Origin of the sequence: Maribacter sp. 6B07 (assembly GCF_002700155.1) — a bacterium.
GTDB lineage: Bacteria > Bacteroidota > Bacteroidia > Flavobacteriales > Flavobacteriaceae > Maribacter > Maribacter dokdonensis.
The window spans coordinates 818,746-833,955 of the sequence record NZ_PDUT01000004.1 but is presented as its reverse complement, the minus strand read 5'-3'; the positions used below and the strand labels follow the sequence as shown (position 1 = coordinate 833,955).

Here is a 15,210-nt window from a genome sequence, read left to right as displayed (position 1 = left end):
ATGCAAGGATCATTTAGAACCATAGAACTTTCAGATACTAAATTGGAATTTGACGGACTCCGATTTTTAACCGTCAAAACCCCAAATTTAAAGGGTAGGGGAGATATTTGCGTATTTGTACCCAAGACAAAAAAACCGCTTACCAATTTACCCATTTATATTTTGTTACATGGTGTGTATGGTAGCGCATGGGCATGGGCCTTAAAAGGAGGTGCACATAAATCGGCACAAGAAATGATGAACAATGGAGAAATAGAACCGGCCATTATTGCAATGCCATCCGATGGATTGTGGGGAGATGGTTCTGCTTATTTTCCACATCATAACAAGGACTTTGCGAAATGGATTGTTGAAGATGTGCCTTTGGCCATCCAAGAAAATATTCCGGAAGCAGGTAAAAAAAGTAAACTTTGTATTGGCGGCTTATCTATGGGGGGGTATGGTGCATTACGTTTGGGAGCCATGCATCCTGATAAATTTAGTGCTATTTCAGCACACAGTGCCATTACCAAATTAGAGGAAATGGAACTTTTTATAGAAGAACCTTTAAATGTTTATTTAGATAGTGTAACGCTGCCAAATATCATTGACGTAATTACAAGTAGCCACTCTCCTTTACCGCCTATAAGGTTTGATTGCGGTACTCATGATGAGCTAGTATTGGGTAATAGAAAGCTTAATGACCAAATGAACGAGTTGCAGATTCCGCATGAATATCTTGAATTTCGTGGCGGTCATCAATGGGAATACTGGCAAGAACATGTACGCAAAACCTATTTGTTTTTTAATGCATCAATCGCCCATAAATAAGTCAGGCAAGAACAGCGTTATTTGTGGAAATAATGTGATTAAAATCAGTACTAGAAAACTGATTCCCAAATACGGTAAATTTGCTTTACTTACCTTTTCTAAAGGCACCTTTCCAATACCAGATGCTACAAATAAACACACCCCCAATGGTGGTGTAGTTAAACCAATGATCAAATTCAGTAATGCGATAATTGCAAAGTGAATAGGGTCAATATCCACACTTAACGCTACCTTTAATAAAATAGGAAACAGAATTAAAAGTGCCGCTATGGTTTCCATGAACGTACCAACTAATATTAAGAGCAAGTTTATAAGTAATAGTACCACATATTTGTTGTCTGAAAAGCCTAGAATCATATTAGAAATCTCATGAGGAACTTTTTCAGAAACCAATATGTAACCAAATAGATTGGCGAAACCGATAAGCACCATTAAACTGGCTGAAGTTTTCATGGCATCTATTAAAATTGCCATGGTTTTTTTAAAGTTGAGTCGCTTATAAACGAAAGTGCCCACCAAAAAAGCGTAGAGTACCGCAATTATAGATGCTTCGGTAGGCGTGAATACTCCACCAATAATTCCGAAAAGGATGATAATCGTCATTAACAAAGACCAGAATGTATCTATAAAACCTGTAAATATCTGTTTAAAGGAACTTCGCTTGTATTTTGGATATTTTCTTTTTTTGGCAATATAGTAAGTGAGCGCCAACATCGCTACACCCAATAATAACCCGGGTAAGGCTCCGGCTAAAAATAATTTACCTACAGAAAGACCACTTAGGGTAGCCGCAATGATCATAGGAACGCTTGGCGGAATTATTGGTCCTACGGTAGAAGAAGAAGCGGTTACGGCACAGGCAAAATCGGCATCGTAACCTTCCTTTTTCATGGCAGGAATCATAACGGAACCAATACTGGCAGTATCTGAAATAGCTGTGCCCGAAATACCGGCAAATAACATAGAAGAACCAATGTTTGCAAGAGCAAGTCCGCCAGGTACGTGACCAATAAGATGATTACAGAACTTAATGATTTTAGAGGTAAGTCCGCCTTGGTTCATGAGGTTTCCTGCAATGATGAATCCTGGTATGCTTAACAACACAAAAACATCTATGCCAGAATACATTTTCATGGGCATGATAATAAGATCGGTACCATTGAAAATGAGAAATGCCATACACGAAATTCCTAATGAAAAAGCTATGGGAAACCGTAATAATAAACATATGACGAAGACGACAAGAAGTATAATGATCATGGTTTAGGCATTTTAGTGTTTTTTGGTTTTTCGTTTAAAAGATGAACAAGAATAGAAATACCCATAATTGCAATTCCTGAAAACGATATGGTCATTGGATATTTTAAGCTTGGTGATTTTTCTACGGTCCCCATCATTAAGAATTCAAAAGCGTGGTAGGTAAAAACTAGAATGAAAAGAGAAGTGATGATCCAGATAAAATATTGAAGAAGTTCCTGATTCTTTTGACTGAATTTTTCGACCAAGAATCCGAAATTAACGTAGTAAGCACCCCTAACTGCCAAACCTGCTGCAAAGGCAATAGCATAAATAAATGCAACTTTTGCGGCTTCTTCAGTCCAAGAAGGTGCCTTGGTCATAAAAAATCGACCGTAAATTTGAACAAGTGTAATGCCAACAAAAAGTAAGGTACTTATGATAGTACCCCATTTCATTGCTTTTCTGAAAAATTTAAATAAAGACATTAAGGTAAATCTTGTTTTACAGTGTTATATATTTCTTGCATTTCTGGAGATAGGGTATCGTAGATTGTTGTACCACATTTTTCTATAAAAGCGGCGTTGTCCACATTGACGAAAACCATACCCTTTGCTTCAAGTTCTTCTCTGATTTTCTTTTCATTTTCAAGAAATAATTGCTGATGGTAGGTAATCATTTCTTCCGATGCTTCTAAGAATATAGCTTTAAGGTCTTCTGGTAATTTCTGAAACGATTTTTCACCGATAACGGGGTATGACCAGCTAACTACATGGTTGGTAAGGTTCACGTACTTTTGAACCTCATAAAATCCGGAGACCTTAATAAGTGCCAAAGGATTTTCTTGCGCATCAATGGTTCCTTGTTGTAGAGAGGTAAAAACTTCAGAAAATGCCATAGGTGTAGTTTTTGCGCCTAAAGCATCCCAAGCAGAAACAAAAGAAGGTACATTGGGTACGCGCAAGATTAAACCTTGTAGGTCATCTGGGTGGGTAATTGGCTTGTTAGAAGTTAGCTGTCTTACACCAGCTTGAAAATAACCCAAAGGTTTTAAGCCTGTTTTTTCTAACATTTCCTTGGATATTCGTTTTCCCAAAGGTCCTTGCATCAAAATTTCAACATCATCAGGAGTTTTTAAAAGAAACGGTAACTCGCAAAAGGTCATTATTTCTGTCCAATTACTAAGGAGGGAACTTGTGGTGGTCATATCTAATACACCGGCTTGGATCATTCGGATGGCTTCAACTTCTTTAGCCAATTGTTCTGATGGGAAAGTTTCTAATTGTAACCGACCGTTTGATTTTTCTTTTAATCGTTCACCAAAAAAAATAAAAGCTTTGTGCCAAGAGTGGTCTTCATTAACCAGTAGACTTGCTTTTAAAACATACGGCTCTTGATTTTTATTCTTACAGCTGTGCAAGGTGATTACTAAGAAAAACAGGAGTATACCCGCTACTCTTTTTAGAAACATTTTATTGTTGGTTTAGTTGCTGTTATTCTCTTTTAAAATACAATAATTTGGTGAGTTTTATGGTGTTAATTATGCTTTCATTCCACTGGTCTATACTATTTTAGGTTGCATGGCAAGTTGTTTTTAAACCTTAACTCTTATGGTTAGGTCTATGCCTATGTATTGGTGTTCAATTTTAAATTATACATGTTCAGCCCAATGTTAGTTTTTGTCTAGTTATTTAATTGAAGTTTTTATTCATATAACTGTACCTTGAAATCGGTTTTCAACCAAGCTTAAATCAACTCACTTATGAAATTTAAATTTTTAATACTGTCTTCATTATTTCTTTTTTTGCTAACGGCATCTAATTGTAATTCTAGTTCGGATGTTAATGAAACTCCTGATGTAGAAGTGGACAATACGGATCCAAAAGAAGGCGAGGAGAAAGAGGAAGAGACAGAAGAAGATTACAGTACAATGGCGGTTCCTGCGGATCCCGGTTCAGGATTGGAATGGAAATTTCAAGATTTTTCGGATGATTTTGAATATGAGGCACCAGCAGGAAATAAAGGCGATGCTTTTTTTAATAAATGGGATGACTTTTACCATAATAATTGGTCTGGACCGGGCTTGACCGAATGGAGTAGGGATATCCCATTTGTATCCGATGGTTTGTTGCAAATACCGGCGAAAAGAAAAGCAGGTACAGATAAAATAAGCACAGGTTGCATTATGAATAAAACGAGGGTTCAATATCCTGTTTATGTAGAGGCGAGAGCTAAAATCATGAACTCCGTTTTAGCCAACGGTATTTGGATGTTAAGTCCAGATGATACACAAGAAATAGATATAATGGAAGCTTATGGAGCGGCATATTCAGAAAGTGCCCAAGCGAGCCATTCATGGTATGAAATTAGAATGCATATTAGTCACCATGTATTTATAAGGGACCCATTTCAAGATTATCAGCCTAAAGATGCAGGTTCGTGGTTTATGAAAGATAATATTAAATGGAGAGAGGACTACCATACCTATGGTGTATACTGGAGAGACCCATGGCATTTGGAATACTACATAGACGGGGAGTTGATTAGGACCGTATCTGGTAAAGATCAAATTGATCCTTTGTTTTACACAAATGCAACGAACCCAGGCGATACCAGTGCTGATACACGTACAGGATTAAGTAAAGAAATGGATATTATTATAGATGTGGAAGATCAGGACTGGAGATCTAGTCCAGCATCAGGAAATCAATCGGATACATATACACCAACGGATAATGAGCTTTCGGATACTGAAGGCCATACGCTGAAGGTAGACTGGATAAGAATATACAAACCAGTGGAAAAATAGTTGTTAGTTTATTTAATTGAGTTAAGGGCATGGGGTTGTTACCATGCTCTTTTTCTTTTTTTATTAGTTTTGATTTTAAAGTTTAGGGCAATTTTTTATAATGAATTTTAAAAGTAGATATATCAAATTATAAACAAGAATCTATGCTTTGGATACAGATAAATCCATTTAAATGGTTCAGTTAATTTTACATTCCTTCTCTTCAATTGTCTAGCTCATTTTAGGTTAATCATTAATCAATAAGTTATTGTATATTTAAGAGTATAATAACTTTCTATTTGTACAGTTTTGAAAAACACTTTTTCTAGTCAAAATTTCATTTTACAATTTTTAATAATCCTCTTATTTACTTTTGGTAATTATACAATCATTTTAGCACAAGGAAATGATAGCGTAAGTATGAAGTTAGATGAGTTTTTTACTGACTCTAACAGAATAAAGTATGAAAGTTCTGAAGCGGCAATAAAAAAGTTAAAACAGACCCATAAAGAATTGTTGCAAAAAGGCGATACGTTGAAAAGTATTGATGCTCTAATGCAACTGGCAGATGTTTATGGGCATAGGGCAGATTATGCAAGTTCGTACGATGTTTTTTGGCAATCACTTTTTTTGGCAGATAAAATTAAAAATGATTCGTTAGACGGTTTGATCGCTTGGCGATTAGGAAGGTTTTATAGCTTTTATAAGCGGGAGGAAGAGTCATTAAAATATTTGAATAAGGCATTGAGCATAAGAAAAAATATGGTTCAAGAAGGTAATACCGACCCTGCCTATTTAGTACATAATTACTTTGCTTTTGTAAGTACTTATCGTGAGTTGGACATGCCAGAACTTGCAAGTACGTATTTAGATAGTTGTTTAATCTATTACAAGGAAGTAGAAAACCAAGTGCCAATGTCTCAATTGAATTTTGAGAAGGCATTTATATTATCTAGAACAGGTCAAAACCAAAAGGCACTTGAATTATTAAAAAGTATAGAACCTTGGTTCTTGGAAAATAGACCTTCTTATATGGTTTTGGTTTATACATATTGGGGAGATGTTTTGCAGAATACAGGAGATTTAAATAGTAGTGTTCAGTATTACGAGAAAGCCATAGCGGTTTCAGAAAAATATAAAAACCACATTGATTTTACTCCGCTGATTTATGAACGGTTAACCGAACATTATAAAAAGCAAGGTAACTATCAAAAAGCGTACGAAAATTTAAAGATAGCGAAGGAGTTAGATGCTTTGTTTTTTGATGGAAGAAGCTCTAAGAATAAATCGATGTTAGAGATTAGAGATGAATTTAGAATTGAAAAACAGCGCCAATCAGATTTAATTCAAAAGCAACGTTTTGAAAAGCTGCAACAAGAAGAACATATTTCGATGTTACAACGTGTCATTTTATTAGGGACTATAGTTTTCATATTAATTTTGGCATTCTTCTTTTTTAGACATCTTCGTAATAAGCATAAGTTGGAAAAACAATTAATACGAAGAAACAAAGAATTGGAAATACAAAAAACCAACGAACTTTTAGAATTGAAAAATAAAGAACTTGCTGCTTCGGTTCTTCAGCTCGTAGAGAAAGATGAGTTTTTAAAAGAATTGAAAGAAAAATTAAAATCTAATAAAGACAACCTACAGCAGTCTGAAGTAAATAAACTACTACGCACTATTTCGGTAAGTAATAATAATAATTGGGAGGAGTTTCGACTTCGATTTACGGCGGTTAATGAAAAGTTCTACAAAAAATTAACCGAGAAATATCCGAAGCTAACGCAAAGTGATCACAAAATTTGTGCGCTGATTAAATTGAATTTTTCTAGTAAAGATATGGCTAGGTTATTAGGTATATCTGTAGAATCTGTACATACAACCCGTTATAGGTTACGTAAAAAGTTACAGTTGGAAAGAAAGGAAAACCTAGAAGATTTTATTGCTCAGTTATAAGACCGGTAAATGTCATAAAATTTTAATTTCCTTCAAAAGGAATAGATTATTGGTTAGTAATTGATTGATAATATTGCTACGGCATTTTTACTGCATTGGAAGGAACTATAGTCTAAAGATTAAAGATTTTATCGCTGGTAGTTTAAAACAAGAGTTTCTATAATTAAAAAAGGACGAACCGGTAGGCTCGTCCTTTTTATGCATATTTAAAAAGTAGTCTAAGGTCTTAGTACCGCTTCAGATATAGATAAGTTATCCATATAAAAACGGGTTACCGTAGAATTATCTTGATTGTACCCTCTAATAGATAAAGTAAAATCACCTGCTACACCACCAAAATCTGTTAAGAAAGAAGAGTAGACCCATTGGTTTAGTGCAAAGTCACTTGTGAATGCTGGGTTAGGAGCAACTCCCCAATCGGTATTAGGTGCCCAATAGAATCTTAAATCCGGAGCGAATAAAGTACCTGTATCTGGTTCACTTAAAGTTTCAACATATACCCAAACCCCAACTTCATACGTTTTGCCTTCTTCGACCGTAAAAGGAATAGCTGCCCCAGAAGTGTCTGTATGAGCAATGATCATACCGCCATTTGGGTCAAATTCTATGAGGGCACTACTTTCTCCATCTTGAGCTTGCGCCGTAGAAATTTCGAGATTGTAAGCATCCCATGGAGCTCCCCACCATTGGTAAGGCCAATTAGCGGCAGTAGAGTTTTCAAAACTATAATCATAAGTGCCGTTATTTAAAATGTTATTGCCTTTAAAGACTACCGGTAAATCGGTAAAACTCTCTGCAGGGTATGCATCTGTCGTAGTTAAATCTCCAGCTGTATAACTAACTATTGCAGTATCATCATTGTATACGCGATCATTTTCAAGACTAATTACAACGATGTTTCCTTCGTTGGGATCAACTTCTACACTTGCTATTGTAGCGGGAATTTCAACACCAGCATTTGCTAAGCTAACAGAGAAATTTGTCATATCTATAGTTGTAGGTTCCATTTCTCTACTAAAATTAAGACCTATGTTACCATCAGCTGTGGCTTCAATCGCGTCAAGTGTAACAGGCTCGGTAGAAGGGATGATTTTTACCAAATTGGTATATGTCAACTCATAACCACCTTCTGGTCTTGCCCTATTGGCAGAAAACCCAAATCCATATTCTCCAAGCTTTTTGTATTTAACGTCCAATTCTTCAACTACCTCTGTAGAAGTAGTTGGATCGCCACCTTCAAAAGACCAGTTGTAGTTTTCAGGCTCACCTGTAGTGGTAATGGAATATCTAACCGTACTACCTGCCATAATTTCATTTCTTGAATTATCGCCGATAGTCAATGCTTCACCTACGCTGCCATCACTGTTTAAAAGATTAGCAGAAAGGTTTGCCCCAATATTTCCTAAAACCCTAACTACAATTGTAGTATCCAATTCAGTACCTCTTTGCTCTGTACCCACATAGGCACTGCTTTGAAAAGTTTGGTGCAGTTTTACTTCATGGTCTCCCAATTGAGTAAAGAATGCTTGTACGATATCTTCTGAAGATGTAGTATTATTTTCTGAACCAGAAATATTGGCAACTCCTTCAGGAAAAGTCCATGTTCTACTTACAACACCTACCGATACGTCGCCAAATGTAATTTCATCATTAAGATTGACCTTATTTTCAAAATCCATTTGAGAGGTCATTATTACTCTATGACTTATTTCTGGAAGTTGAACATCGTCAGCCGGATCATCATCGCAAGACAATGTCAACAGCATAAAACCAAATGAAAAGAGTATGGGTAAGTTAATTTTATATTTTATGTTCATAATATTTTTTTTATCGTTTATAAACCATCGTTAGTTTGTACTTCAGCTGCAGGTATTGGAAAGTAATTATGCACTGCAGGAGTGTAGTTCTGAGAAGAAAAAAGAAAATCTGGTCGTATTCTTTCTCTAATAAATAAAGGAGCTTGATCTTCAATGGCTTCAAAATTCTCTTCTCTCCAAATTTCCTCGGCTCTTAAATCATTATACACCTCTTGAACAATTCCCCAACGAACCAAATCTTTATAGCGATGTCCCTCAAAACAAAGTTCTAAAGGTCTTTCCACGCGTTGCAAGTGCGTTAAAACAGTAGCAGCAGTTGCAGGAACCATTGGTTGTGTACCGTTTACTTGTTTGCTAACATGCAGTTGAGGGAAAGTATTGCCATTCTCATTAAGATACTGTCTAAGTGTAATTACACCGGCCCTTGCTCTAATCATATCAATGTATTCAATGGCCTCATCAACAGAACCGCCAGAGTTAAGTAGCGCTTCGGCATACATTAACAATACATCGGCATATCGTATATGTCTAAAATTAATACCAGAGCGGCTGTTGCCATCTTCAAATTCCAAATGGTACCAGTTGGCATGTTTTTTAGCATAAGTACTTTGACCGTACGCCCATCCTTTTGAACCCGGTTCAACGTTGTAATACAGTCCGTCCCCATTACTAGGTACTACTGAACCTCCCATTCTTTTGGATTGTAAGTTATCATCGTTTACAGGGTTAGACGGATCTACTTCATCGTTTACAAATAGTTCGTGTAAAAAATAAGTAGGAAGTACGGTATTATAGCCCCCATAGTTAAGTTGACCAACGGCTGTGGCCAATGTACTTGCTTCTGCACCGGTTTCAAAACTATTGTCGTCTACTGCGGCACCACCCGATGCCGGACTGATTTCTGCATTATAGGCAACTTCAAAAATGGATTCTGAATTAAATTCATTTTCATGTCTGAAATTGTCATTGATATTTGCCGTTAAGGAGTATATACCCGAATCAATTACACTTTTAAACAAGCTAGCTGCGGTAGTCCAATCCTCATCATATAAATACACTTTTCCTAATAATGAAGTTGCAGAGCCCCAAGTTACCCTTGCAATATTGGAATCATCCCAAGTTTGGGGTAGATTTTCTCTAGCATATTCAAGGTCTGGAATAATGATACTGTTCGTAATCTCATCAATGGTAGAAAAAGTTCCGGGTAAATCTTCTGCACTTTCTATGGCGTCTAACTTTATAACTCCGCCACCGAAGGTATGTGCAACTTGAAAGTAGAAGAATGCCCTTAAAAATTTAGCTTGGGCCTCAATTGTTTCCCTTTCACCCTCTGCAAATACAGAAGTGTCTGCTGTAGCTAAATTATTAATTACCTGGTTAGCCCTATAGATTCCGATATAAAGTTGCGACCATTTATTTGCGATTTGACTAGCACCATCCGTATACGTTAAATTTCTATAGGCGAAAGGTGCATACCACGATTCTGTGCCGGCCTCGTCACCCAACATCATCTCAAATTGTAGGTCTCCACCACTAATAGACTGAAATTGAGTTGCGCCATAAACAGTTGTTAATGCAGCATCAAATTGAGTTGAAGACTCCCAAAATACGTCTGTAGTAATGGCATTAGGGTTAATTTCCTCTAAATATTCATTTTCACTACAGGACAAGGCAAACACTGTGGTCAGTGAAAGTGCCCATATTGTTTTTATTGATTTAATTTTCATGTTGTTACAATTTTTTTAATTAAAATTTAACCTGTAAACCAAGTACGAATCTTCTTGTTACCGGGTAATTCCCTTGGTCTACACCTCTGGTATTAAGTCCGTTTCCACCAACTTCTGGATCGTAACCTGTATAATTGGTTATGGTTAGAGGGTTCATGGCAGAAACATAAAGTCTCAATTTGCTTAAACCGATCGTAGATGTAGTTTCGGTTGGTACGGTGTAACCAAGGGTTACGTTTCTCAATCTGAAATAGGTACCATCTTCTAACCAAAAATCTGAACGAGATCTAAAGCTGCTTCCAAAAGAATCTTGTCTAAACGTAGGAATGTCTGAATTTGGATTTTGAGGAGACCACATATTGTACTGCTCCAAATGTCTACCAGTAGCATGGGCTAAGTATCTAGCACCATTAAAGATTTCAGCTCCGTGAGAATAGTAATTCTGTATGAATAGATCAAAACCTTTATAATTGAAGTTAAAGTTAAGACCGACTTCAAATTCTGCTTGACCCGATCCTTTGTAGACTCTGTCATTATCATCAATAACACTATCACCGTTTTGGTCAATATATTTCATATCACCTAACTGGGCGCTTGGTTCAATTGCCCTATAGGCATCTAAATCGGTTTGGGTTTTTATGACTCCGTCATTTTCTACCAAGAAAAAAGCACCGGCTTCATAACCTACAGCATGAAAAGTGGTATAATCGATACCTGCTAAGGTTACTGCTGGCAAACCACCGCCGTAGCCTCTTTCTATACCATTAAGATTTTGAATTTCATTGTCGTTGGTAGTAAACGTTGCGGCAACATCCCATTTAAAAGCCTTAGCGGCATTACTTCTATAAGAGGCGGCCAGTTCAATACCTTGGTTGGTCATATCTCCGGCATTTATTAAGATGTTACTATAGGTATTCGCATCCCTTGGTTGAGTGGTACCGGCAGATGGTGGTGTTTGCAGATTAAGTATCATCTCTTTTCTATCATTCTTATAAACATCTGCGGTGAATGTAAACCTGTTGTTGAACATAGAGAGATCTACACCAATATTTTTGGAAATTTTGGTTTCCCATTTAAGATCACTGTTGGCAATTCTTCTTTGAATATATCCGGCAGATGAAGTTTCGGCGGTATCGAATAAATAATTTACTCCACCTTCAATTCTTGATGTGGTTACATAGGGGTCGTTTAAACTTTGGTTACCAACTTCGGCCCAACTAGCTCTTAATTTTAGGTTGCTGATAGATGCGCTGTTTTTTAAGAAGTTTTCTTCGGATATATTCCATCCTGCAGAAAACCCAGGGAAAATTCCAATTCTGTTTTCTTCGGAAAAAACTGAAGTTCCATCTCGTCTAATACTTGCCGAGAAAAGATATTTTTCGTCGAAATTATATAGGAACCTACCCATTAAACCGCTTAAGGTGGTTGTTTGTTCGCTACCCGTTGGTGCAGAGCTATCTTCTCCAGCTCCTAAAACCTGTGTTTCGTTACTGGCAAAACCAATTACACCGACCCCTACAGTTTTGGATTCAAATTTCTCGAAAGAAATCAATCCCGTTAAATCAATATTATGTTTTCCAAAAGATCTATTGTATTTCAAGATATTTTCTAAGGTACTTCTTTGTGTCCATGTAAAATCTTCCTGTAAAACAGCATCTTCTCTTGAAGCCGTTGGGTTCAATAAACCATCATTTCCATAAACAATGTACTGTGGTTGAAAGAACTTTCTTTGGTAATCCCAGTTGTTACGACCCAGATTTAGTTTATAGTGAAGTCCGTCAATAATTTCATAATCAAGGTTAATGGCAATGTTAGTGCTTTTCACCTCTCTTTCGTCAATATTTTGTAGTTGACTTGATAAGTAACTATATAGAATTTCGTTCTGAACAGGAATCTGTACCTGATTTTCACCAACCTCGTTTAAAGAACTTAGGGGTGTTTGCCATGGCTTCTGCCTTAAAGCATACTCATACATTCCCCAAGGTTCTTGAGTAGTGTTTTCATAGGTCATGCCAACACTTGCGAAAGCAGAGAACTTTCCTTTTTTGAACTGGGCATTAAGTCGAGAACTCAATCTGTCAAAACCAGAGTTAATAAGCACACCTTCTTGTTCAAAGTAATTGGTGTTGAAGTTCATGGAAAGTCCATCGGCACCGCCACTGATACCTACTGCATAATTTTTTATGAGTGCGTTGTTATTTTGTACATCCCCAACGAAATCACTGTCATACTTAAATGCATCTGGATCGAAAAAGAAAATTAAAGGATCAGTACCCAAGGCTTCTAACATGGTATCTTCATGATACATCTGTTGCGTAGTTTTCATTAATGGAACACCCGAGGTTATGTTTTGGATACCCGTGTACGTATTAAAATTTACCTCAATTTTACCTTCTTTACCTCTTTTGGTCGTTATTAAGATAACCCCGTTAGATGCCCTTGTACCATAGATTGAAGCCGAAGCCCCATCTTTTAAGACGTCTATGGATTCAATTTGTTCGGGTGCAATGTTGGGCGTACCTTCATAAGGTATACCGTCTACAATGTAAAGAGGCGTATTACTACCTAACAAAGATCCAAGTCCACGAATTTGAATATTGGCAGCTGCACCAGGTCTACCATCGGCAGCCTGAACATTAACTCCTGCAATCTGTCCTTGTATAGATTCTCCTAAATCCGATACAGGTGCTTTTTCGATAGATTCAGATTTTAGACCTACAACAGCACCGGTTACTTCTTTCTTTCTTTGAGAACCGTATCCAATAATAACAACTTCATCCAGTTGTTGTGTATCTTCTTCTAATACTACATTAATGGTTTGTCCATTAGATGCAATTTGTTGACTGGCATCTTTAAAACCTAAGTATGTAAATACCAGTGTTTCTCCTTTTGATGCCGCTATGGAGTAATTTCCATCCATATCAGTGGTAACACCTTTGTTGCTTCCTGAAAGCAGTATGGTTACCCCAGGTAAGGGAATTCCCGATGCGTCGGTTACCGTACCGGATACATTTTGTTGGGCAAATGCAGTTCCATACCCGCAAATGATCAGCAGTAACATGGTCACTACGCCGTTAATTTTAAGCTTGTTTCCTTTCATAATAATGAGTTACGTTAGTTGAATTTTGTTAATAGATGATAATTTCACATCTAAACCAGTTAAAAATTTAATATTTCAAAATCATGACCGCTCAAATTTATCTAATTGTCAATTAGGTTAAATAATTGTTAACTGAACAAAAACTAGACACCTCTATTTTTTTGTCTAGCACCAGTAAAAGGGGAGTTGGTTAATTGTACAGATTATATTTAAGGTGAGAGTAGTTTTTTGATATTGACTAACCAACAAAAGCCTTCTTATGTTTTTAGTTGATCATTTGTTGCAATTCTTTGCTAATATGGTGCATTGCGATGAAATACTATAAGGTAAATTGCCAATGAGTTAATATGCTAAAAGTGCGGTTGAGTAACGATTAAAAATGGTGTACAGTTTTTGTTCAGTATTCATATCATGACAGAATGTATGTTATAATTAACTTGGCTGTTATTGTCAAGTTGGCAATAGTCTGTCTAAAAAATTGTGGAATTAAAATTTTTGAATACCAAAACATATGTAATTGATAAATACTTCAATTTGTAAATATGGTTTTCAATTTCGATAAATTTCATGGTTCAAAATCATGACCGTGATAGGCAGCTTATAACATTAAAAGTGGAAATACATCCATGGTAAGTAACACAAAAAAAACATTTAGTGAAGTAAAGTTATCTAAAAGTAAGCTAGACAGTTTAGGAATTACCAATGCACAATATTTAAGTGCGGCATCTAAACGGGCATTACAATGGCCCGAGGTTGGTAATGAATGGTTTGTTGAGTTTGAAGAACCTAAACCTTTATTGGGAGATTTGGCATATGAAGAAGGTGTCTGTAGAAGAGATCCTAGTGCTGTAATTAAAGAGAATGGCAAATACTACGTATGGTATAGCAAAAGTTTAGGTGCTACGCAGGGTTTTGCAGGCAATATTGAGAAGGATAAGGTTTTTCCATGGGACCGTTGCGATATTTGGTATGCAACTTCTAAAGATGGCTGGACATGGAAGGAAGAAGGTATCGCCGTAAAAAGGGGAGATTCTGGCTCTTTTGATGACCGTTCAGTTTTTACGGTAGAGGTAATGAAGCATAATGATAAATTCTACCTGAGCTATCAAACGGTTAAAAGTCCATATACGGTTCGGGTGAAAAATCAAGTTGGTTTGGCTTGGTCAGATAGCCCTAATGGTCCTTGGCAAAAATTACCGGAGCCTATTCTTTCACCTGCTGATAACGGAATTTGGTTAGGTGAAGAGGATAATAGGTTTAAGGTCGAAAAAAAAGGAGACTTTGATAGTCATAAAGTACATGATCCATGCATTTTGCCATATAAAGGCAAATTTTACTTGTATTACAAAGGCGAACAAATGGGTGAGGAAATAAACTTCGGCGGACGTCAAATTAGACATGGGGTTGCTATTGCGGATAATCCGTTAGGACCTTATGAAAAGTCGGTATATAATCCCATCAGCAATAGCGGTCATGAAATTTGCGTATGGCCCTATGATGATGGAATAGCATCTTTGATCACTACGGACGGACCGGAGAAAAATACCATACAATGGTCTCCAGATGGTATCAATTTTGAAATTGTGGCGAGTATTCAAAATCCACCACATGCCATAGGCTTAAATAGGTCTGCGGATGCCGAGAATAATCCAACGGAAATATTAAGATGGGGTTTGACCCATATTTACAATAACGACGATTACCAAAGTATACAGCGGTTTTCGTCATATAATAAAACATCACATACAGCAATAGGAGAAAAAGCAATTTAAA

10 protein-coding genes are annotated in these 15,210 nt (G+C 36.6%); 4 read left to right on the top strand and 6 right to left on the bottom strand.

Annotated elements, in window-relative coordinates; all coding sequences use genetic code 11:
* On the top strand, positions 1 to 810 hold the full coding sequence (locus CSC80_RS17900) for an alpha/beta hydrolase-fold protein (protein WP_099193288.1): 810 nt from the start codon (positions 1 to 3) through the stop codon (positions 808 to 810).
* Here CSC80_RS17900 and CSC80_RS17895 read toward each other — a convergent pair.
* The 3 genes from CSC80_RS17895 to CSC80_RS17885 are packed head-to-tail and all read right to left on the bottom strand — an operon-like array spanning position 793 to position 3,517.
* Positions 793 to 2,070 (bottom strand): TRAP transporter large permease, encoded by a 1,278-nt coding sequence (locus CSC80_RS17895; protein WP_099193287.1) that lies wholly within the window; start codon positions 2,068 to 2,070, stop codon positions 793 to 795. The two genes, CSC80_RS17900 and CSC80_RS17895, sit on opposite strands and share 18 nt — an antisense overlap.
* A complete protein-coding gene (locus CSC80_RS17890) occupies positions 2,067 to 2,534 on the bottom strand; it encodes a TRAP transporter small permease (protein WP_099193286.1) in 468 nt (155 codons plus the stop codon). The genes CSC80_RS17895 and CSC80_RS17890 overlap by 4 nt, the downstream gene beginning before the upstream one ends.
* Positions 2,534 to 3,517 carry a TRAP transporter substrate-binding protein gene (locus CSC80_RS17885; RefSeq protein ID WP_091602903.1) on the bottom strand — a complete coding sequence of 328 codons (984 nt, stop codon included), beginning with the start codon at positions 3,515 to 3,517 and terminating at the stop codon, positions 2,534 to 2,536. The genes CSC80_RS17890 and CSC80_RS17885 overlap by 1 nt, the downstream gene beginning before the upstream one ends.
* A 291-nt stretch (positions 3,518 to 3,808) precedes the next feature.
* On the opposite strand from CSC80_RS17885, the gene CSC80_RS17880 reads away from it, so the two are divergent.
* Entirely contained in the window at positions 3,809 to 4,855 is a 1,047-nt protein-coding gene (locus tag CSC80_RS17880) for a family 16 glycosylhydrolase (RefSeq protein ID WP_099193285.1), read from the top strand.
* Between the two features lie 399 nt (positions 4,856 to 5,254).
* Positions 5,255 to 6,793: a helix-turn-helix transcriptional regulator gene (locus CSC80_RS17875; protein WP_139254429.1), complete on the top strand. Its 1,539-nt coding sequence runs from the start codon at positions 5,255 to 5,257 to the stop codon at positions 6,791 to 6,793.
* A 218-nt stretch (positions 6,794 to 7,011) separates the two neighbouring features.
* On the opposite strand, the gene CSC80_RS17870 is transcribed toward CSC80_RS17875, so the two are convergent.
* From CSC80_RS17870 to CSC80_RS17860, 3 genes are read right to left on the bottom strand one after another with little or no spacing between them, the layout of a single operon-like run.
* Entirely contained in the window at positions 7,012 to 8,610 is a 1,599-nt protein-coding gene (locus CSC80_RS17870; RefSeq protein WP_201796648.1) for a hypothetical protein, read from the bottom strand.
* Between the two features lie 17 nt (positions 8,611 to 8,627).
* The gene (locus tag CSC80_RS17865) at positions 8,628 to 10,337 is read right to left on the bottom strand and encodes a RagB/SusD family nutrient uptake outer membrane protein (RefSeq protein ID WP_099193284.1); all 1,710 of its coding nucleotides are present in this window, start codon (positions 10,335 to 10,337) and stop codon (positions 8,628 to 8,630) included.
* Between the two features lie 19 nt (positions 10,338 to 10,356).
* Positions 10,357 to 13,437 carry a TonB-dependent receptor gene (locus tag CSC80_RS17860; protein WP_099193283.1) on the bottom strand — a complete coding sequence of 1,027 codons (3,081 nt, stop codon included), beginning with the start codon at positions 13,435 to 13,437 and terminating at the stop codon, positions 10,357 to 10,359.
* Between the two features lie 626 nt (positions 13,438 to 14,063).
* Between CSC80_RS17860 and CSC80_RS17855 the strand changes: the two genes are divergently transcribed.
* Complete coding sequence (locus CSC80_RS17855) at positions 14,064 to 15,209, top strand: family 43 glycosylhydrolase (protein WP_099193282.1); 1,146 nt, start codon at positions 14,064 to 14,066, stop codon at positions 15,207 to 15,209.
* The last annotated feature ends 1 nt before the right edge of the window (position 15,210 follow it).